The following is a 20,134-nucleotide window of genomic DNA, read 5'->3' on the forward strand; positions in this document are numbered from 1 at the left end:
GCTCAGACGTCGATCGCGGACTGGTCGACCCGGGCGGCCGACTCGACGAGCCACGCCCGGCGCGGCTCCACCTTCTCGCCCATCAGCAGCTCCAACGCGGCCTCGGCGGCCTCCGCGTCGTGCAGCGTGATCCGGCGGACGGACCGGGTGGCGGGGTTCATCGTGGTCTCCCACAACTCGTCCGCGTCCATCTCGCCCAGACCCTTGAACCGGGGCACCGGCTTGACCACCGTCTTGCCCGCCTTCTCCAGCCGCGCGACCTTCTGCTCCATCTCGCGCTGGGTGAAGGTGAAGTGGGTCTCAGCGTTGCGCCCCTTGGTCACGACCTTGTGCAGCGGCGGCATCGCGGCGTAGAGCCGGCCGTCCTCGATCACCGGTCGCATGTACTTGGCGAACAACGTGATCAGCAGGGTCCGGATGTGCGAGCCGTCCACGTCGGCGTCGGCCATCAGGATCACCCGGCCGTAGCGCATGGCCCCGAGGTCGAACGTCCGGCCGGTGCCCGCGCCGAGCACCTGCACGATGGAGGCGATCTCGGCGTTGCGCAGGGTGTCGGCCAGCGACGCCTTCTGCACGTTGAGGATCTTGCCCCGCAACGGCAACAACGCCTGGTACTCCGACACCCGCGCCATGCGCGCTGAGCCCAATGCGCTGTCGCCTTCCACGAGAAACAGCTCTGAGCGCGCGACGCCGGTGGTGCGGCAGTCCACGAGTTTCGCGGGCATCGCCGCGCCTTCCAGCGCGGTCTTGCGGCGGGCCGCGTCCTTCTGCTGCTTCTGGGTCAGGCGGACGCGGGAGGCGTCCACGACCTTCTGCAGGACGATCTTCGCTTCCGCCTTCGTGCGGCGGTCCTCGGTCCACGACCGGACCTGCTTCTCCACGATGCCCAGCACCACCTTGGTGATGCCGGCGGTGGACAGCTCGTCCTTGGTCTGGGAGGTGAACTGCGGTTCGGGGATGCGCACGTGGACGACGGCGGTCATACCCTCCAGCACGTCGTCCAGGGTGGGCGGGTCCTCCTTGGGCTTGAGCAGGCCCCGGCTGCGGCCGATGGCCTCCTGGACCGCCTTGAGCACCGCCCGTTCGAAGCCGCGGCGGTGGGTGCCGCCGTGGACGTTGCGGATGGTGTTGGTGAAGCACTCCACCGTGCGCTCGTAGCCGGTGCCCCAGCGCAGCGCGATCTCGACCTCGGCGTGGCGCTCCACCTTGGACCGCATGACGCCGTTCTCGTCGGCCGCGTTCTCGTGGTAGACGCCCTCGCCGGTGATCAGCAGCGTGCCCGACACCGGCTTGTCGCCCGACGGCGCGAGGAAGTCGACCATGTCGGCCAGGCCGCCCGGGTAGTGGAACGTCTCCTCGTGGATCGCGCCCTCGGTGGCGTCGCGCAGCACGTAGGTCACGCCCGGCACCAGGAAGGCGGTGTTGCGCAACTTCGCCCGCACGGCCTCGACGTCGAGCTTCGCGCCGTTCTCGAAGTAGCGGGCGTCGTGCCAGTACCGGGTGGACGTGCCGGTCTTCTTGGTGCGGCCGGTGACGCGCAGGCCCGACTGGCGGGTGAACGCCGCCTTCGGCCCCGGGCCGTCGAACACGCCGGGCACGCCGTGCGCGAAGGACATCTCGTGCGTCTTGCCCTCGCGCCGCACCACCACGTCGTAGCGGTGGGACAGGGCGTTGACCGCGGACGCGCCCACGCCGTGCAGACCGCCCGAGGTCTTGTAGCCCGAGCCGCCGAACTTGCCGCCCGCGTGCAGGCGGGTCAGCACCAGCTCCACACCGGACAGGCCGGACTTGGCGTGGGTGCCGGTGGGGATGCCGCGCCCGTCGTCGTCGACCTGGACGCTGCCGTCGGCGTGCAGGGTGACCACGATCCGCGTGGCGTGCCCGGCCACGCCCTCGTCGGTCGAGTTGTCGACCACCTCGGTGAACAGGTGGTTGATGCCCCTGCTGTCGGTGGAGCCGATGTACATGCCGGGCCGCTTGCGAACCGCTTCCAGACCTTCCAGGTGGGTCAGGTCGTCGGCCCCGTACAAGATCTCAGCGGTCACCGGGCTCCCCAGGTCGTGGCGTGCGTCGAGCGGTACACGGTAGAGGAGGGTAACTTCCGCCTCCGACAATTCCGCGCGCACACGACGGAGTCGCGATGCGGGGCTTGGTCCGGGCCTGGTTGGCGGCCTCGACGCTCAGCGGTGTGCCCTCCACGGTACACGCGCTGGTGACCGGCGGTGACGCGTTGGCCGCAACGCGTGCGGCGGGCGCGCTGCTGGGCCGCCCGAGCGTGCCCCGGGGTGTCGCAGCCCACGTCGGGGTGTCCGCCTTCTGGACGGTCGTGCTCGCCGGCGTGGACGCCCGCCGACCACTGGGAGTGACCGGCGGGGCGGTCGCGGGTCTGGCGATCGCGGCCCTGGACCCGGGCGTGGTGAGGGTGCCGGCGGTCCGGGCGCTGCCGGCGGTGCCGCAGTGGCTGGACCACGTGGCGTTCGGGGCGCTGGTGGGCTGGTCCCCGGGGGTGTCGCGGCGACGCGGGTCCACTGTGGACCGGGGCCGGCAACCGTGAACGGACGCCGCCCCGCCGGACGGACCTGCGCGGACTGGACCGGGAGGAGCACGAACCCTGGTCCTCACCGGGGGTCACCCGCGTAGAGTGCGGGCGACCCGCGCAGTCGTGCCTGGAGGTGATCGGGCGCCTTGATGTTCCGACGTTCCGTGCCGAAGGAGCCTGTGGTGGCGACACCGGCCGAGCCCGCGGTGGTGGTCGAGCGCGAACCGGCGCCCGCGCCGGCCGCCGTCGGGCCCCAGTTCTCGGCCTCGTTCGCGGGGGCCACCCTGGTCGTCGGGCCGCCCCAGGGGCCGGGCCAGGCGGCGACCGCGCTGGCCAGGAGCCTGCCGGTGGACCGCGGGCGGACCGTGGTGGTGGTCGACTTCCCGCCCGGCGACGAGTCCGCGTTCTGGCCCGCGGTGGCGGCGGCGCTCAAGGGCCGCGGCCCGGTGCGCCTGATGACCTCGCACGCGGGCACGATGCGCCCGACCGCGCCCGCCCAGTGGCTGTGCGAGCAGTTGCAGGCCGAGGTGGTGGCGGCGGACGGCGCGGTGACCACCGTGCCGGGCGCGGCGTTCGTCGTGGGCAACGGCGGCTACGGGAGCTGGCTGCGGTTCCTGCCCGGCGGGTCCCCGATGCCGATGGGCCGGCGGTTCCCCGTGCCGCAGTGGGAGGCGGTGGACCCGAACTCCCCGTGGCCGACCGGCGAGGTGGGCGTCTCCGAGCCGATCCCGGCGGGGCTGTGGCTGCGGGCGCAGCGCACGCCGTTCGACCCGGGCGCGCCGGACGCGCGGGCGGTGGTGACCCTGCCGTGCCGGGACAACGTGCTGACCGTCGTCGTGGGCGGTCCCGGTCAGCCGCCGATCCCGGTGGAGGAGGTGTGCCGCCTGCTCGGCGGGCTGTCGTCGGCGGCGCGGTCGCGGGTGCGGCTGGTCTGGTACGGCGGCGAGCACCAGGGGCAGGCGGTGGCCGACCAGCTGGGCGAGCCGATCGCCCTGTACTCGGGGTTGCCGGTGGCGGCGCTGCGCAACGGCGCGGCGGTGGTGGCGGTGAACCCGCGCGGGCAGCAGACGTGGCGGCCGTACGTGACCGAGGTGTCCTACACGCCCGGCGGCGGGCCGTCGGTGTCCGGGTACCGGGTGCCGGTGCCGGGCCTGGTGGAGCGCGGTCCCGGGGTGTTCGACCTGGGCGGCGGCGTGGTGCTGGAGGTCGTGCCGTCGGGCCTGTGGGTGCGCGACGCGGAGGACAACGGGCCCGAGGTGCGGGCGCTGCCGGTGGACCCGGAGTGGGCGCGGCTGACCGTGGGGTCGCCGGGCAAGACGACGGCGGGCGCGGTGGCGGTGGCCGGCGCGTCGCTGGTGGAGCGGCTGGAGCCGGAGGTGCGGCGGCTGCTCAAGGTGGTCTTCTGCGACCCGACTCCCCCGCCCCAGCCGCCGATGGCCGAGCCGGCGCACGAGCCGGTGGAGGACGCCTACGACGAGCCGTTCGAGGCGGAGCCGGCCGAGGAGCTGCTCGAACCGGTCGCGCGGGTCGAGCCGGCCGGGCAGGGCGCGCCGGTGGTGCCGGTTGTGCCGGAGCCGGTGGTGCCGCAGCCCGCCGCCCACGTCCCACCAGCCCCGCACGTCCCACCGGCTCGGGAGCGCTTGGCCCCGGTCCACGTCGAGCCGGCCCCCGTCGAGGAGCAGCCGGCCGACGACCCCGTGCCGATAAGCCTCGACGGGCCGCTGCCGCACTCCCCCGCCCCGGTGTGGGGCGAGCGCGAGGGCGCGGAGTTCGTGCCGGCCGACCACCGCAGCACCGAGGCCGAGCGCGACGCCCTGCGCCGGATGCTGGGCGAGCGCTACGCGGAGCACGCGGCCGTGGCCTGCCGCCACATCGAGGTGCGCCCGGAGGACCCGGAGGCCTTCGAGGCCGTCGTGACGGACCTGGCGGCGGTCTCGGCGTGCCTGCAACAGGACGAGGAGATCCTGGTCGAGGCCCTGCGCACGGGCCGGCTGGGCAGGCTGTGGCCGTACGCGGCGGGCGTGGTGTCGGGCCTGCGGCGGCTGCCGGTCCACCAGGGCGTCACGGTGTGCTGGGGCGACTCGCGCCGCTACCGCACCGGTGACCTGCTGGTCGAGCACGGCCTGCTGAGCACGGTGGCGGGGCCGTCGGTGCCGTTCGACGGGCGCACGGAGTTCGTCATCTGGTCGGTGACCGGTCGGCGGGTGCAGGTGGTGGACTCGTTCGGCAGCGTCGTGCAGGAGCGGGTCGTGTTCCCGCCCGGGACGACGTTCAAGGTGCTGGCGGTGGCCGAGGCGGAGGAGTCCGCGCCCATGCAGGTGATGCTCCAGGAGGTCGCGGGCCGCCACCACGAGCTGCCGCCGGGTGTGCTGGGCAGCCTGGACCGGGCGGCGGTGGCCCTGCGCAACACCGCCCGCGCCCACGCGTAGCGGCTGCCGGGACCGACCATGACCACGATCCGGGAGATCGCGGAGCTGTGCGGCGTCTCGGTGGCGACGGTGTCGCGCGTGTTCAACCGGCCGCTCACGGTCAGCCGGGAGAAGCGCGAGGTCGTCGAACGGGTCGCGCGGGAGCTGGACTACCGGCCCAACGAGTCCGCGCGGGCGCTGGCCAGCCGCAAGTCGGGGCTGATCGGCCTGGTGTGGGACACCGACCACCGCCGGCCGGGCTGGCGGCACCCGTACCTGCAGGAGCTGCTGATCGGCCTCAAGACCGCGCTCAGCGCGCACGGCTACCACCTGCTGATGCTCGCGACCAGCGGTTCGGCGGCGCTGCGCGCGGTCGGGGCGTCGCTGGCCGACCCGGTGGCGTACGTGAACATGACCCGGCGGCACCACCTGGGCGGCCTGGTCCTGATCGACAGCGGCAAGGACGGGCCGGCGTTCACGGCCTTCGCCCAGTCCGGGCTGCCGTGCGTGGCCGTGGACGTGGCGGTCGCGGGCGACCGGGCCACCTACGTCACCTCGGACAACGTCGGCGGCGCGCGGGAGGCGGTGCGCCACCTGGTGGCCGCCGGGCACCGCCGCATCGCCACCATCACCGGCCCGGTGGCCAACGCCCCGGCGGCGGAGCGGCTCGCCGGGTTCCACGAGGCGATGGCCGAGGCGGGCTTGGCCGTCCCCGACGACCACGTGGTGACCGGCGACTTCCACCGGGGCAGCGGTCAGGAGGCCATGCGCCGCCTGATCGCCCTGCCCGCCCCGCCGACCGCGGTGTTCTGCGCGAGCGACGAGATGGCGGTGGGCGCGCTGCTGGCGGCCCGCCACGCCGGCCTGCGGGTGCCCGAGGACGTGGCGCTGGTGGGGTTCGACGACATCGAACTGGCCGCCCTGGTCGACCCGCCGCTGACCACCCTGGCCCAGGACAAGGCGGGCATCGGGGCCGCCGCCGCCCACGCCGTGCTGACGATGGTCCACAACGGACACACCCCGCCGCCGGCCGTGCTGCCGACCCGGCTGGTGGTCCGGGCGTCCAGCCGCCCGCGGCCGGGCACGCCGTGACCCGACCGGTGACCGTGCCGAGCGGGACCCCGGCCGGCCGCGAGGTCGTGCCGACCGGCACCGCCCAGCGCGCCCGTGCCCACGCCGACCCGGCGGTGACCGTCGCCGCCTGCTGCCGCACGGCCCCGCCGCGCCCCGGCAACGTCGTGACCGGCGACTTCCCCCTCACCGGCCACGCCGCGCCGACCGCCTAGACGTTGCGCCGGTACTGGCCGCCCACCTCGAAGAACGCCTCCGTCACCTGGCCCAGCGTGCACACCCGCGCCGCGTCCATCAGGACCTCGAACACGTTCTCCCCCGCCTGCGCGGCCTGCTTGAGCCGGCGCAGGGCGGGCTCGGCCTCGGCCGCGTGGTCCGCCGCGAAGGACCGGGTGCGCTCCACCTGCGAGCGCTTCTCGTCCTCGGTGGCGCGGGCCAGTTCGATGGTCACCTGCTCGCGCGACCCGTCCTCGGGCAGGAACGTGTTCACGCCGATCAGCGGCAGCGAACCGTCGTGCTTGCGCTGCTCGTAGAGCATCGACTCGTCCTGGATCCGGCCGCGCTGGTAGCCGGTCTCCATCGCGCCCAGCACGCCGCCGCGCTCCGAGAGCCGGTCGAACTCCATCAGCACGGCCTCTTCGACCAGGTCGGTCAGCTCGTCGATGACGAACGAACCCTGCAACGGGTTCTCGTTCATCGACAGGCCCCACTCCTTGTTGATGATGAGCTGGATGGCCATCGCGCGCCGCACCGACGACTCCGTGGGCGTGGTGATCGCCTCGTCGTAGGCGTTGGTGTGCAGCGAGTTGCAGTTGTCGTACAGCGCGCACAGCGCCTGGAGCGTGGTGCGGATGTCGTTGAAGTCCATTTCCTGCGCGTGCAGGGAACGGCCCGAGGTCTGCACGTGGTACTTGAACTTCTGCGAGCGCTCGTTCGCCCCGTACCGCTCGCGCATCGCCACCGCCCAGATCCGGCGGGCGACGCGGCCGATCACGCTGTACTCGGCGTCCATGCCGTTGGAGAAGAAGAAGCTGAGGTTGGGCGCGAAGTCGTCCACGTCCATGCCGCGCGCCAGGTAGGACTCGACGTAGGTGAAGCCGTTGGCCAGCGTGAACGCGAGCTGGCTGATGGGGTTCGCCCCGGCCTCGGCGATGTGGTAGCCCGAGATCGACACCGAGTAGAAGTTGCGGACCTTGTTGCGGATGAACCACTCCTGGATGTCGGCCATCATCCGCAGGGAGAACTCGGTGGAGAAGATGCAGGTGTTCTGGCCCTGGTCCTCCTTGAGGATGTCGGCCTGCACCGTGCCCCGGACGTTGGCCAGCGCCCACGCCCTGAGGTCGCGCTCCTCCCGCTCGTCGGGTTCGCGGCCGTGCTCGGCGCGGAACTTGTCCAGGGTCTGGTCGATCACCGTGTTGAGGAAGAACGCCAGGATCGTCGGCGCGGGGCCGTTGATGGTCATCGACACCGACGTGGTGGGCGCGGTGAGGTCGAAGCCGTCGTAGAGCGCCTTCATGTCGTCCAGGGTCGCGATGGACACGCCGGACGTGCCGATCTTGCCGTAGACGTCCGGCGGGGTGTCCGGGTCGCGGCCGTAGAGGGTCACCGAGTCGAACGCGGTGGACAGGCGGGTGGCCGCCGAGCCCTGCGACAGGTACTTGAACCGGCGGTTGGTGCGGAACGCGTCGCCCTCGCCGGCGAACATGCGGGCCGGGTCCTCGCCGTCGCGCTTGAACGGGAACACGCCCGCCGTGTACGGGAAGTAGCCGGGCAGGTTCTCCTTGCGCAGGAACCGCAGCAGCGTGCCGTCGTCGTCGAACCGGGGCAGCGCGACGCGCGGGACCTTGTTGCCCGACAGCGTCTCCCGGGTGAGGCGGGTGTGGATCTCCTTGTCCCGCACCCGCACGACCAGCTCGTCACCGGTGTAGTCCTCGACCACCTTCGGCCAGGCGGCGAGCAGCTCGGCGGACAGGCCGTCCACGTGCTGCCGCGCGGATTCGACGAGCCGGTCGATCGCGGTGGTGTCGGCGTCTACCTTCGCCAGCTCCTCGCGGGCGGCCTTGAGGTGCGCGACCCGGCGCACGGCGTCCACGTGGGTCTCGGTGGCGCGGTGGTAGCCGCGCACGGTCTCGGCGATCTCGGCCAGGTACCGCGCCCGGTTCGCGGGCACGACGGTGGCCGCGGAGGTCGAGACCTTGCCCGACACCGGCAGCAGCGCACCCGGCGAGACCTCCAGGCCGCGCTCGGCCAGCTCGCCGCGCAGGTGCTGGTACAGCGCGGTCACGCCGTCGTCGTTGAACGTCGCCGCGCTGGTGCCGAAGACCGGCATGTCCTCCCACGACTTGCCGAACGCCTCGCGGTTGCGCACCAGCTGCCGCGCGACGTCGCGGCGCGCGTCCTCCGCGCCCCGCCGCTCGAACTTGTTGATCGCGACGGCGTCGGCGAAGTCCAGCATGTCGATCTTCTCCAGCTGCGACGCGGCGCCGAACTCCGGCGTCATCACGTACAGCGAGAGGTCCACGAACGGCACGATCGCCGCGTCGCCCTGGCCGATGCCCGGCGTCTCCACCACGACCAGGTCGAACCCGGCGGCCTTGCACGCCAGGATCGCGTCGGAGAGCCCGTCGGGCACCTCCGAGCCCGCGCGGCGGGTGGCCAGCGAGCGGAAGAAGACCCGGTCACCCTCCAGGCAGTTCATCCGGATCCGGTCGCCCAGCAGCGCGCCGCCGCCACGGCGGCGGGTCGGGTCGACGGCCAGCACGGCGATGCGGAGCTTGTCCTCCTGGTCCAGCCGGAAGCGGCGGACCAGCTCGTCGGTCAGCGACGACTTGCCCGAGCCGCCGGTGCCGGTGATGCCCAGGACCGGGACGTCGCGCGCGGCCTGCTTGATGCGCGCGTGCACGTCCTCGGGCAGCTTGCCGGCCTCGATGAGCGTGATGGCGCGGGCCAGGACGTCGTCCGAGCCGGTGAACAGGCCGTCCCAGGAGGACGGGGCGCGCTCGGCGAGGTCGGAGTCGCAGGCCTCGACCATGGTGTTGATCATGCGCGCGAGCCCGAGCCGCTGCCCGTCCTCGGGCGAGAAGATCCGCGCCACGCCGCGCTCGTGCAGCAGGGCGATCTCCTCGGGCACGATGACCCCGCCACCGCCGCCGTAGACCTTGATGTGCTCCGCGCCGCGCTCGCGCAGCAGCTCGACCAGGTAGGTGAAGTACTCGACGTGCCCGCCCTGGTAGGCGCTGATGGCGATGCCTTGGACGTCCTCCTGCACCGCCGCCGCGACGACCTCGCGCACCGAGCGGTTGTGCCCGAGGTGGATGACCTCGGCGCCCTGGGACTGCAGGATGCGCCGCATGATGTTGATCGCCGCGTCGTGGCCGTCGAAGAGGCTGGCGGCGGTCACGAAGCGCACCGGGTGCTCGGGCTTGTGCAGCGTGCGGTCGGCGGTCACGACGGCTCCTTCGGCATCGCGGAAGTACCGTCCAGATTACTAGGACATCCATCTATCGGAAGTACGAGCGTCCTGTGCCCTGCCTCACTCGGACACCCCTGCCGGCGCGGTCATCCACATCTCACGCCAGGATCCGCTCGACCAGCTTCCGCGCCTGCCGAGCCGGACCGTCGGCCCCCAACGCCTGCACCGACGCGTACACGCCCTCCATCACCAGCGCCAACTGGTCGGCGACCGCCTCCGGGTCGCCCGCGCCCAACTCCTCGGCCAGTTCGGCGAACCGCGCGCGCATCCACGCCTTGGTGGCCACGGCGTTGCGGTGCGCGGGCAGCTCCGGGTCCGGGAACTCCGCCAGCGCCATCAGGAACGGGCAGCCCCGGCACCTGTCCGGCTGCACCTGGACCACCAGCTCGTCGAACGCGGCCAGGACCCGCGAGCGCGCGTCGCGGCCGTCGGGCTTGGTGGCCTCGGTGAACCACTCGCGGTACTGGTGGTCGGCGCGTTCCACGTACGCGGCGACCAGGTCGTCCTTGGAGCGGAACAGCCGGTACAGGGTGGTCGGCGCGACGCCCGCCTCGGCCGCGACCCGGTCCACGCCGATGGCGCGGATGCCGTGCCAGTAGAACAGGTCGTGGGTCACGCTGAGCACGTGCTCACGGGTCTGCGCGGCGGGTCGGCGCACGACTGCCTCCGGTCGACGGCTTGATGGGGACCCTTCCCTAACGTCCAAAGCTAGCACCGCGGACGGGGAACGACGCCGACCCGCTTCCCCACCCTTGCCGTGCAGCCGGACCCGTTGTACGGTTCGGTTGATAGGGATCGTTCCCTAACAGCGCTGGCGGCTGAAGCGGATCCCGCCGGCGAGAACGACGTGGAGGAAGGTGCACATGGGTGCAGACGCGCGTCCCGGGCTCAGCCGGTCGCGAACCAACCTGGCGCTGGGCGTCCTGTTCCTCGCCGCCTTCACCCTGGGCAGCGCCGAGCTGATCGTGGTCGGCATCCTGAACCTGATCGCCGCCGACACGGGCGTCTCGATCAGCACGGCGGGCAGCCTGGTCACCGCCTACGCGCTGGGCATCTCCATCGGCGGCCCGGTGCTGACCGCGGTCACCATCAAGTTCGCGCGCAAGCAGTTGCTCCAGCTATCGCTGGCCGCCTACGTCCTGGGCAACGTCATCGCCGTCGTGGCCACCGGCTTCGGGCTGCTGCTGTTCGCGCGCGTGCTGACCGGGTCGTTGCACGGCCTGTTCATCGGCGCGGCCTTCGCGGTCGGCGCGGGCATGATGCCGCCGGACAGGATGGGCCGCGCGATCTCGTTCGTGTTCGGCGGGGTGGCGGTGTCCACGGCGCTGGGCGTCCCGCTGGGCACGCTCATCGGGCAGAGCTGGGGCTGGAAGGCCTCGTTCGTCGCGATCATCGTCACCGGCGTGCTGACCCTCGCACTGGCGCTCGCGGTGATCCCGAGCGTGCCGAACTCCGGCGTCGGCGGCCTCGGCGCGCAGGCCGGGCACGCCCTCGCCCCGAAAGTGCTGGCGTTGCTGGGACTGGGCTTCCTGATCATGGGCGGCCAGTTCGCCGGCCTGACCTACCTGCAGCCGTTCCTGGCCGACGTCACCGGCGTCTCCGGCGGCACGATCAGCGTGTTCCTGCTGGTGTACGGCATCGCCAACGCCGTGGGCACGTTCGCCGGCGGCGCGGCGGCGGACCGCAACGCCGGCGGCACCATCGTCGCCGGCGGCGTGGTGCTGGTGGCCGCGCTGCTCGCGCTGTACCTCGGCGGCTCGAACCCCGTCGTCGCGGCGATCGCGCTGGGCGTGTGGGGCGTCGTCGGCTTCGGCATCGTCCCGTCGATCCAGTACCGCGTGGTGGCGCTGGCCGGACCGGGCCGCGACTTCGCCGCCACCCTGCCCGCATCCGCCATCACCGCGGGCATCGCGGCGGGCGCGCTCATCGGCGGCGGCGCGGTGGCCGCGTCCGGCGCCAAGGGCGCGGTGCTGACCTCGCTGGTGATCTGCGCGGTGGGCGTCGTGGCCGCGTGGGCGACCAGCTTCCTCAAGCCCAGCCCAGAGACCGGCTCCCCGGAGCCCGCAGCGGCGGAGGAGACGGCCACCACGACCGGCTGAGCCGGGGCCTACCCACAAGGGCGCGACAGCGGGCGATCCCCCCGGCCGCTGTCGCTCCCGCCCATCCGCACGTTGGGAGACGGAAAGCGCGCATCGGAGCGATCTTCCCGCAGTCGGAGATCGGCAACGACCCGGCCGACGTCCGCGGCTGGTCTCGGTCGGGGAACTGGGCTACACCCACGCGATGGCGTTCGTCCACGTCCTAGGCGCGGGGGTGGACACCCGGCCGGGCTGGCGCGGGCACACCAGCGACACCCCGTTCCACGAGGTGTTCGTACTGTTCGGGCACCTCGCGGCGGTGACGACGTCGATGGAGCTGATGACCGGGGTGCTCGTGCTGCCGCAACGCCAGACGGCGCTGGTGGCCAAGCAGGTGGCCGAGGTCGACGTGCTCAGCGGCGGGCGGTTGCGGCTTGGCGTGGGCATCGGTGGAGTACGAGGCGTTGAACGAGGAGTTCGCCGGGCGCGGGGCGCGCAGCACCGAGCAAGTCGAGGTGCTGCAACGGTTGTGGGCGTCGGACACGGTGACGTTCCGGAAGCGGTGCACCGGATCGACGACGCCGGCATCAACCCGCGGCCCCGCGCCCGGCCGCATCCCGGTGTGGTTCGGCGGCCACGCGGACCCTCGTGTTCCCGTCCAGCGACCGGGCGGCCAACGTGCACTGCGCGGACTTCTCCATCGACGGCGGCATGACCACGACGATGTAGCCCGCGCTCACGGCGGGCAGCGCCCCGAGCTGCCCGCCGTGATCATCTGCGCACCAAGTGCCACAGCACTTCGCGTCGAGCGGCGGGGGCGGACATGGGATGAATGCCAGTAGTACTCCACCCACCACTATCTCGATCTTATAAAGATCACCCTTTCGTCAGCACTTCGATACCGATCGGAGTATTCATTGCACGCGAGGGGGACTAACACTTCCCGCCGCCGGTACTGTGTCGCCTCCAGCAATCCGTGGACCTTCGCCGAACATCCCCGAGATCGACAAGGACCAGCGGCACCATGCCACTGCAAGATCCACCTCCGGCACAGCCGAAACCAGAACACGTGCGAGAAGATCGACAAGTGGCGAGACGTCGTGTCACGCCCGTCGGCGGACGCATCCAGCCGGCCCGGCGCCCACAGGTCGCGCGCCGACCACAGCCACCACGCGGAGCCGCCGAGCCCAAGATCGTCGAGGCCAGGACCCGGCCCGCCGCGCCCCACGGGTTCGAGCGAGTCCACAACTCGACGAGCGGGTCCTGGTCCTTCCAAGCCGGAGGTGTCTGGGGGCCGGTCAACGTCGGCACGACGACCAACGTCACCGAGCGTTCGGCCGCAGCGCCCGCGAGCCCGCCGAGCCCGTCCACGACGAAGCCGCAAGAGCCGGCACAGCTGGAACCGCGCTCCGGAATCGCCGCTCTCGTCCACTTCGTCGCGATCGCGGTCGTCTTCGCGGCTTTCGCGAGGATCTTCCACTTCATCGACATGCAGGGCTGGGACTGGCTCCAGGTCATCATCACCGCGACAGCCCTGAGACTCGTCTTCTCCGCCTCCAAGAAAGCGATCTGGGGACGTCCCGAAACGATCTGGACCCTGGTCACGCTGGTTGCCGCCATCGCTGGGTTCCTGCTGGGCGGCAAGTCGTTCGCCGGTGGCGACCTGATCGACTACATCGCGAACTGGATGCTCTGGAACTTCTAGAACCGGCCGGGAGCCGGCATCGGGTCCACTGTAGACCGTGTGCGCCGTGAGCGAATCTGCTCACGGCAGCGAGAGCGACGCCGACGGGCAAGCGAGCGGCATCGTCGTGGCATGACCACCACCGAGAAGCAGCCGCTGTTCGACCACCGGCTCCGCGAACGCTTCCTCGCCCAACGCGTCCTCGTGCTCGACGGCCCCCTGGACGACGACAACGGCACCGTGCTCGCCACCCAGCTGCTGTCCCTCGCCGCTGAGGACCCGACCAAGGACATCGCCCTCTGGATCCACTCCCCCGGCGGGTCGGTGCCCTCGATGCTCGCCATCCGGGACGTCATGCGACTGGTCCCCTGCGACGTCGCCACGCTCGCGCTCGGGCTCGCGTGCAGCGCCGGGCAGTTCCTGCTCTCCGCGGGCACGCCGGGCAAGCGGTTCGCGCTCCCGCACGCCCGGATCCTCATGCACCAGGGTTCCGCGGGCATCAGCGGGTCGGCGGTGGAAGTGCAGGTGCAGGCCGACGACCTGCGGCACACGCGGGACACCGTGCTCGGGCTCATCGCCCAGGACACCGGCCGGCCCGTCGAACAGATCTTCGCCGACTCGCTGCACGACCGCTGGTTCACCACCGAGCAGGCCCGCGAGTACGGCTTCATCGACCACGTCGTGCAGAGCCTCGACCAGGTCGTTCCCGTCCGCACCCACGAACTCGGCCTGGGGGTCCGCGCATGAGCACCTACACCATCCCCAACGTGATCACGCGCAGCACCAACGGCGAGCGGATCATGGACGTCTACTCGCACCTGCTGTCCGAGCGCATCATCTACCTCGGCACCGCGATCGACTCCGGCGTCGCCAACGCCCTGATCGCCCAACTGCTCTACCTCGAAGCGGACAACCCGGACCGCGAGATCAACCTCTACATCAACAACGAGGGCGGCGACCCGGCCGCGATGCTCGCCCTCTACGACACCATGCGCTACATCAAGGCCCCGGTCGCCACGACGTGCATCGGCCAGGCCGTCGCGACCGGCGCGGTGCTGCTGGCGGCGGGCACGGCCGGGAAGCGGTTCGTGCTGCCGCACACCCGCGTCGTGCTGCACCAGCCCGCCGCGCAGGGCCGGGGCACCATCCCCGACCTGATCCTCCAGGCCGACGAGGTGATCCGGGTGCGCACCCAGTTGGAGGAGATCCTGTCCCGGCACACCGGGCGCGACGTCGAGCAGCTACGCCACGACACCGACCGCGACCGCGTGTTCGACGCGGCCGGCGCGGTCGCCTACGGGCTCGCCGACCACGTCCTGGACCACCGGTCCTAGGCGGCCATGAGCACGGGCCCGGCGGGACGACGGCGGCGCATGTCCCCGGCGATGCCGATGAGCAGGTCGGACAGCTCGACCCCGAGCGCACCGGTCACCGCGGCGATCATCTCGCTGGACGGCTCCTTGCGCCCGCGCTCGATCTCCGACAGGTACTGCGGCGAGATGCCGGCCCGCTCGGCGACGTCGACCAGCCGGCCACCCCGCTCCTCCCGCGCCGCCCGCAGGCTGCGCCCCAACAGGTCCCGCCACAACGGCGCCGGTCCGCGATCGGACGGGCGGGCGCCGCGCCCGCCCGTGCGGTCGGACGCGGCGCCGCGCTCGCTCGTGCGGTCGAGCCCGCGCTCGCGGTTGAAGGGGAGGATGTCCGCCATGCCGTCATCCTGACACCGGCGCACCACCCGGCGTGCGGCCATTCCGCTGCGGGCAGAACGGGGAACAACCAGGCGGTACGGGGCGAAGGCGCACCCCGGCGGCGTCCTGGTTCGCAGATCGCGGGCCGCGGCATTGCTCCGGTCGGCATTGATCCTTTTCGCGACCCTGGCCGTAACTCCTTGGGCAGGCGCGTGTAGCTTGCGCGTGAAAGGGGTACAGGAACGCCCATGAGCAGCACACCGATCTACGACGAACTGGCCGCAATCCTGCTCGTCGACCAGCCGGTTACCACCAAGGACGCCGGTCAAACCGCCGCGCCCGAAACCGACCGGGCCGAGGACGCGAAGCCGGCCCGCGCCGGCGGCCGGCGACGCAAACCCGAGCCGGACGCCTGAGCTTTTATTCCACACTGAAGTTATTGAGCGAATAAAAGTCGAACACCCGTTCGATCCGGGTTAAGCTCCGCGCATGCAGGTCTCGCTGTTCGACACCGGCGCGGAGCCCGTCGGGCTGCGCCCGCTGACCGGGATCCGCCGGACGACGTTGAGCGCCGGCGCCTGGGTTGACGTGCTGCCCGGCTGGCTGACCGGCGCGGACGAGGTGTTCGGGCACCTGGTGTCCGAGGTCGCGTGGCGCGCGGAGCGCCGGCAGATGTACGAGCGCGTGGTCGACGTGCCCCGCCTGCTGTGCTTCTACGACGAGGGCGCGCCCCTGCCCCACCCGGTGCTGACCGAGGCCCGCGACACCCTGTCCGAGTGGTACGGGCCGGAGCTGCGCGAGCCCTTCCGCACCGCCGGCCTGTGCTACTACCGCGACGGCCGCGACAGCGTGGCGTGGCACGGCGACACCATCGGCCGAGGCAGCCGCGAGGACACCATGGTCGCGATCGTCTCGGTCGGCACACCCCGCGCCCTGATGCTGCGCCCACGCGGCGGCGGCGAGACCCTGCGCTACGCCCTGGGCCACGGCGACCTGATCGTCATGGGCGGCAGCTGCCAGCGCACGTGGGAACACGCGATCCCGAAGACCTCGAAGGCCGTCGGCCCCCGCATCAGCGTCCAGTTCCGCCCCCGCGGCGTCCGCTGACCACTCACCGACCACCGCTTGACACCGTCCCCGCCGCCACTACGCTCCGTCTGGGAGCGCTCCCAGATCCCTCGGCAGCTCAAAGGAGAGCGGTATGCGGCATCGGAGAACGGTCTTGGGCGCACTCGCCGCGGCGGCGGTGGCCGTCGCGGGCGTGGTCGTCTCGGTGGGCACGGAGCAGGTCGCGTCCGCCGCCACCGGGTACCTGCGGACCAGCGGCAACAAGATCGTCGACAGCGCGGGCAACCCCGTCCGCCTGACCGGCATCAACTGGTTCGGCATGGAGACCGACAACAAGACCTTCCACGGCCTGTGGTCCAACCGCACGTGGAAGCAGCAGCTCGACCAGATGGCCCAGCTCGGCTACAACACCCTCCGCGTCCCGTTCTCCAACGACGCGCTCAAGCCCGACGCCAAGGCCAGCGGCGTCAACGACTTCGTCAACCCCGACCTGGTCGGCCTGTCCCCGCTGCAGATCCTGGACAAGGTCATCGGCTACGCAGGCGGGAAGGGCATGCGCGTCATCCTCGACCGCCACCGCCCGACCAGCGCCGGCCAGAGCGCCCTCTGGTACACCGCGACCGTGCCCGAGTCCACGTGGATCGAGGACTGGAAGGCCCTCGCCCGCCGGTACGCCGGCAACCCCACGGTGATCGGCGCGGACCTGCACAACGAGCCGCACGCCGAGGGCACCAACCCCGACGCGACCGGCGCGTGCTGGGGCTGCGGCGACACCGCGCGCGACTGGCGGCTGGCCGCCGAACGTGCGGGCAACGCGATCCTGTCCGTGCAGCCGGACTGGCTGATCTTCGTCGAGGGCGTGTCCTGCCCCAGCGGCGGCCTGTCCAACGTCTGGGACAACGACCCGTCCAACGACGAGGACTGCGGCTGGTGGGGCGGCAACCTGTCCAAGGCGGGCGAGTTCCCGGTGCGGCTGTCCGTGCCCAACCGGCTGGTCTACTCGCCGCACGAGTACGCGACCTCGGTCTACCGGCAGAAGTGGTTCGACGCGCCGGAGTACCCGGCCAACATGCCCGCGATCTGGGACAAGTACTGGGGCTACCTCTACAAGAACAACACCGCCCCGATCATGATGGGCGAGTTCGGCAGCACGCTGGCCGACCCGAAGGACAAGGTGTGGCTGGAGAACCTGATGGCCTACACCGGCTCGGGCGTCAACGGCATGTCGTTCACCTACTGGTCGTGGAACCCGAACTCCGGTGACACGGGCGGCATCGTCGGCGACGACTGGACCACGGTCAACCAGGCCAAGCAGTCGATCCTCCAGCCGTACCTGATCCCGCCGACCGGCGGCACCACCACCACGACCACGACCACCACGACGAAGACCGACCAGCCGCCGCCGGGCGCGTGCCGCGCGGCGTGGAAGCAGGACAACGCGTGGCAGGGCGGCTTCCAGGGCTCGCTGACGGTGACCAACACCGGCGCGTCCGCGGTGACGCCGTGGAAGGTGGTCTTCACGCTGCCCGCGGGCGCGACCATCGCCAGCGGCTGGAACGGCACGTTCAGCCAGTCCGGCACGACGGTCACGGTCACCGCGCCGTCCTACAGCCCGTCGCTGCCGGCGGGCGGTTCGGTCGCGCTGGGCTTCACCGCCAACGGCCCCTCGGGCGCGCCCACCGGCGTGACCCTCGGCGGAGCGGCCTGCGGCGTGTGAACGGGAGCCGGGCGGTGGCAACGTCCCCCGCCACCGCCCGGCACCGCTCCTCAGACCTCCCGCGTGACCACCTCGGCGGGCGCGACCGACCCCTGGCACTCCCGGCAGGTCAGCCGGACGTCCACGGCGCCGCCGCACCCCGCGTGCTCGGCCACCACCGGCGGGCCGCTCTCGTCGTTCAGGTGCCGGTCACCCCACTCCATCAGCGCCAACAGCACCGGCATCAGCTCACGCCCCTTGGCGGTCAGCCGGTACTCGTGGCGCGGCGGGCGGTCCTGGTAGCGGACGCGCTCCAGGACGCCGTGGCGCACCAGGGTTCCCAGCCGGTCGCTGAGCACGTTGCGCGCGATGGGCAGGCTGTCCAGGAACCCGTCGAACCGGGTCACCCCGCGCGCCGCGTCGCGCACGATCAACAGGGTCCACCGCTCGCCCACCACTTCCAGCGTTCGGGCGATCGAGCAGGTCTGACCGTCGTACGTGCGTCGGAGCATTCGCGCATGATAAGTCCGGGTGCCGCGTGGATGAGCCGGGACCAGCCCATCCACGCGGCACCTCAAGCGGTGCCGGCCGGCCGACACCACCGGCGCCCGCCCGCCTCGGGTCTGGGGGTCCCCGGCTGGGCGGCGCACGCCGGGAACCTACCGGGACTTGGTCCTAAAAGGCAACCAACAACTACGTGAGCCGTACTCGCACGGAGTCAGCCCTTCAACGACGGGAAGTCCTCCTCGCGGTACTCCCCCGGCACCCGCTCACCGGTCTCCCGCCCGCGCAACTCCACCCGCCGGATCTTCCCCGAAATCGTCTTCGGCAGGTCGGTGAACTGGACCCGGCGCACCCGTTTGTACGGGGCGAGGTTCTCCCGCGCGTGCCGCAGGATCGCCAACGCGGTCCCCTCGTCCGCCGCGAACCCGGCCGCGAGCACCACGTACGCCTTGGGCACCGCCAACCGCACCGGGTCCGGCGACGGCACCACCGCCGCCTCCGCCACCGCTTCGTGCTCCAGCAGGACGCTCTCCAGCTCGAACGGCGAGATGCGGTAGTCCGAGGCCTTGAAGACGTCGTCCGTGCGGCCCACGTAGGTGATGTAGCCGTCTTCGTCCACCGAGCCGACGTCACCGGTGTGGTAGTAGCCGTCCCGCATGACCTCGGCGGTGCGCTCGTCGTCGCCGTGGTAGCCGACCATCAGCCCCAGCGGGCGGTGCGCCAGGTCCAGGCAGATCTCCCCTTCCGCGCCCGGCCGCCCGGTCACGGGGTCCACGAGCACGACCGGGTACCCCGGGACCGGCCGCCCCATCGACCCGGCCTTGACCGGCTGCCCCGGCGTGTTGGCGATCTGCACGGTCGTCTCGGTCTGCCCGAACCCGTCCCGGATCGTCACCCCCCACGCGGAGCGCACCTGGTCGATCACCTCGGGGTTGAGCGGCTCGCCCGCGCCGACGACCTTGCGCGGCGGCGTCTTCAACGCGGTCAGGTCGGCCTGGATCAACATCCGCCACACGGTGGGCGGCGCGCAGAAACTGGTCACACCGCACCGGTCCATCTCGGACATGAGCCGAACGGGATCGAACCGGGAGTAGTTGTAGACGAACACGGTCGCCTCGGCGTTCCACGGGGCGAACACGTTGCTCCAGGCGTGCTTCGCCCAGCCGGGCGAAGAGATGTTTAGGTGGACGTCCCCCGGCTCCAGCCCGATCCAGTACATTGTGGACAGGTGCCCGACGGGGTACGAGACGTGCGTGTGCTCCACGAGCTTGGGACGCGCCGTCGTGCCGGAAGTGAAGTACAACAACAAGGTGTCGTCAGCCCGGGTAACCCCGTCAGCCGCGAACTCGACCGACGCACCCGCACTCTCCCCGTAATCAAGCCACCCCTCCCGCGCCCCCACCGAAATCCGCGTGTAATCCCCGGGCACCTCGTCGAACTTGGCGGCATCTTCCGCCCCCACGACAACGTGCCGCGCCCCGCCACGCTCGACCCGATCACGCAGATCAGCCGGCGCGAGCAGCGTGGTGGCCGGGATGACCACCGCCCCGAGCTTCATCGCCGCCAACAGCGCTTCCCACAACTCCACCCGATTCCCCAACATGAGGACCACTCGATCCCCGCGCCGAACACCCCGCTCCCGCAACCAGTTCGCGACCTGGTTCGACCGCCGGGACAACTCGGCGAACGACCAACGCCCCTCCCGCCCGTCCTCCTCGACGATCCAGAGGGCAATCCCGTCGTTGCCACGCGCGATCTCGTCGAACCAGTCCAGCGCCCAGTTGAACTCACGCAGGTCAGGCCACACGAACCCCGCACGGGCCTCGGCATAGTCGGTCAAGTGGGCCAACAGAAAGTCCCGGGCGTCACGAAAGCTCATCACCCAACCTTCCACCCCACCGACCAACCCAACCACCCCCATCTGGA

At 71.7% G+C, this 20,134-nt stretch carries 18 protein-coding genes and 1 pseudogene; 12 read left to right on the top strand and 7 right to left on the bottom strand.

The window, feature by feature from the left end; all coding sequences use genetic code 11:
- Positions 1-2: 2 nt before the first annotated feature.
- Positions 3-2,045: a DNA gyrase/topoisomerase IV subunit B gene (locus ABD126_RS03275; protein ID WP_343932071.1), complete on the bottom strand. Its 2,043-nt coding sequence runs from the start codon at positions 2,043-2,045 to the stop codon at positions 3-5.
- A gap of 95 nt (positions 2,046-2,140) precedes the next feature.
- On the opposite strand from ABD126_RS03275, the gene ABD126_RS03280 reads away from it, so the two are divergent.
- The 4 genes from ABD126_RS03280 (at position 2,141) to ABD126_RS03295 (ending at position 6,233) form a co-directional block, all read left to right on the top strand.
- Positions 2,141-2,554, top strand: a complete 414-nt coding sequence (locus tag ABD126_RS03280; RefSeq protein WP_343932072.1) for a hypothetical protein — start codon at positions 2,141-2,143, stop codon at positions 2,552-2,554.
- A 167-nt stretch (positions 2,555-2,721) separates the two neighbouring features.
- Positions 2,722-4,968 (top strand): hypothetical protein, encoded by a 2,247-nt coding sequence (locus ABD126_RS03285; RefSeq protein ID WP_343932073.1) that lies wholly within the window; start codon positions 2,722-2,724, stop codon positions 4,966-4,968.
- Between the two features lie 18 nt (positions 4,969-4,986).
- Positions 4,987-6,039, top strand: a complete 1,053-nt coding sequence (locus ABD126_RS03290; RefSeq protein WP_343932074.1) for a LacI family DNA-binding transcriptional regulator — start codon at positions 4,987-4,989, stop codon at positions 6,037-6,039.
- Positions 6,036-6,233 (top strand): hypothetical protein, encoded by a 198-nt coding sequence (locus ABD126_RS03295; protein ID WP_343932075.1) that lies wholly within the window; start codon positions 6,036-6,038, stop codon positions 6,231-6,233. The genes ABD126_RS03290 and ABD126_RS03295 overlap by 4 nt, the downstream gene beginning before the upstream one ends.
- Here the strand turns inward: ABD126_RS03295 and icmF are convergent.
- The gene (gene icmF, locus ABD126_RS03300; RefSeq protein WP_343932076.1) at positions 6,230-9,466 is read right to left on the bottom strand and encodes a fused isobutyryl-CoA mutase/GTPase IcmF; all 3,237 of its coding nucleotides are present in this window, start codon (positions 9,464-9,466) and stop codon (positions 6,230-6,232) included. The genes ABD126_RS03295 and icmF overlap by 4 nt on opposite strands.
- A gap of 121 nt (positions 9,467-9,587) precedes the next feature.
- Positions 9,588-10,148: a TetR/AcrR family transcriptional regulator gene (locus ABD126_RS03305; protein WP_343932077.1), complete on the bottom strand. Its 561-nt coding sequence runs from the start codon at positions 10,146-10,148 to the stop codon at positions 9,588-9,590.
- A 205-nt stretch (positions 10,149-10,353) separates the two neighbouring features.
- On the opposite strand from ABD126_RS03305, the gene ABD126_RS03310 reads away from it, so the two are divergent.
- Together ABD126_RS03310 and ABD126_RS38765 are read left to right on the top strand one after the other, a co-directional pair.
- Positions 10,354-11,589, top strand: a complete 1,236-nt coding sequence (locus ABD126_RS03310; RefSeq protein WP_343932078.1) for an MFS transporter — start codon at positions 10,354-10,356, stop codon at positions 11,587-11,589.
- Between the two features lie 184 nt (positions 11,590-11,773).
- Positions 11,774-12,149: pseudogene (locus tag ABD126_RS38765) on the top strand (LLM class flavin-dependent oxidoreductase); the annotation flags it as partial.
- Positions 12,150-12,155: 6 nt separating this feature from the next.
- On the opposite strand, the gene ABD126_RS03320 reads toward ABD126_RS38765, so the two are convergent.
- Positions 12,156-12,308, bottom strand: coding sequence for a hypothetical protein (locus ABD126_RS03320; protein ID WP_343932080.1), 153 nt, complete (start codon positions 12,306-12,308; stop codon positions 12,156-12,158).
- A 347-nt stretch (positions 12,309-12,655) separates the two neighbouring features.
- Between ABD126_RS03320 and ABD126_RS03325 the strand changes: the two genes are divergently transcribed.
- The 3 genes from ABD126_RS03325 (at position 12,656) to ABD126_RS03335 (ending at position 14,586) form a co-directional block, all read left to right on the top strand.
- Positions 12,656-13,273, top strand: a complete 618-nt coding sequence (locus ABD126_RS03325; RefSeq protein ID WP_343932081.1) for a hypothetical protein — start codon at positions 12,656-12,658, stop codon at positions 13,271-13,273.
- A gap of 111 nt (positions 13,274-13,384) precedes the next feature.
- On the top strand, positions 13,385-13,999 hold the full coding sequence (locus ABD126_RS03330; RefSeq protein ID WP_343932082.1) for a ClpP family protease: 615 nt from the start codon (positions 13,385-13,387) through the stop codon (positions 13,997-13,999).
- The gene (locus ABD126_RS03335) at positions 13,996-14,586 is read left to right on the top strand and encodes a ClpP family protease (protein WP_343932083.1); all 591 of its coding nucleotides are present in this window, start codon (positions 13,996-13,998) and stop codon (positions 14,584-14,586) included. The genes ABD126_RS03330 and ABD126_RS03335 overlap by 4 nt, the downstream gene beginning before the upstream one ends.
- On the opposite strand, the gene ABD126_RS03340 is transcribed toward ABD126_RS03335, so the two are convergent.
- The gene (locus tag ABD126_RS03340) at positions 14,583-14,960 is read right to left on the bottom strand and encodes a helix-turn-helix domain-containing protein (protein WP_343932084.1); all 378 of its coding nucleotides are present in this window, start codon (positions 14,958-14,960) and stop codon (positions 14,583-14,585) included. The genes ABD126_RS03335 and ABD126_RS03340 overlap by 4 nt on opposite strands.
- A gap of 228 nt (positions 14,961-15,188) precedes the next feature.
- On the opposite strand from ABD126_RS03340, the gene ABD126_RS03345 reads away from it, so the two are divergent.
- The 3 genes from ABD126_RS03345 to ABD126_RS03355 all read left to right on the top strand — a co-directional run bounded on the left by ABD126_RS03345 (position 15,189) and on the right by ABD126_RS03355 (position 17,725).
- Positions 15,189-15,356 (top strand): hypothetical protein, encoded by a 168-nt coding sequence (locus ABD126_RS03345; protein ID WP_343932085.1) that lies wholly within the window; start codon positions 15,189-15,191, stop codon positions 15,354-15,356.
- Positions 15,357-15,429: 73 nt separating this feature from the next.
- A complete protein-coding gene (locus ABD126_RS03350) occupies positions 15,430-16,047 on the top strand; it encodes an alpha-ketoglutarate-dependent dioxygenase AlkB (protein ID WP_343932086.1) in 618 nt (205 codons plus the stop codon).
- 94 nt (positions 16,048-16,141) lie between these two features.
- Entirely contained in the window at positions 16,142-17,725 is a 1,584-nt protein-coding gene (locus ABD126_RS03355; protein ID WP_343932087.1) for a cellulase family glycosylhydrolase, read from the top strand.
- A 50-nt stretch (positions 17,726-17,775) separates the two neighbouring features.
- Here the strand turns inward: ABD126_RS03355 and ABD126_RS03360 are convergent, their stop codons facing one another.
- Both ABD126_RS03360 and ABD126_RS03365 read right to left on the bottom strand, forming a co-directional pair.
- Positions 17,776-18,216, bottom strand: a complete 441-nt coding sequence (locus ABD126_RS03360) for a winged helix-turn-helix transcriptional regulator (RefSeq protein ID WP_343932088.1) — start codon at positions 18,214-18,216, stop codon at positions 17,776-17,778.
- A gap of 206 nt (positions 18,217-18,422) precedes the next feature.
- Positions 18,423-20,087, bottom strand: coding sequence for an AMP-binding protein (locus ABD126_RS03365; protein ID WP_343932089.1), 1,665 nt, complete (start codon positions 20,085-20,087; stop codon positions 18,423-18,425).
- Between the last annotated feature and the right edge of the window lie 47 nt (positions 20,088-20,134).

The sequence above is a fragment of the Saccharothrix mutabilis subsp. mutabilis genome, assembly GCF_039521145.1.
GTDB lineage: Bacteria > Actinomycetota > Actinomycetes > Mycobacteriales > Pseudonocardiaceae > Actinosynnema > Actinosynnema mutabilis.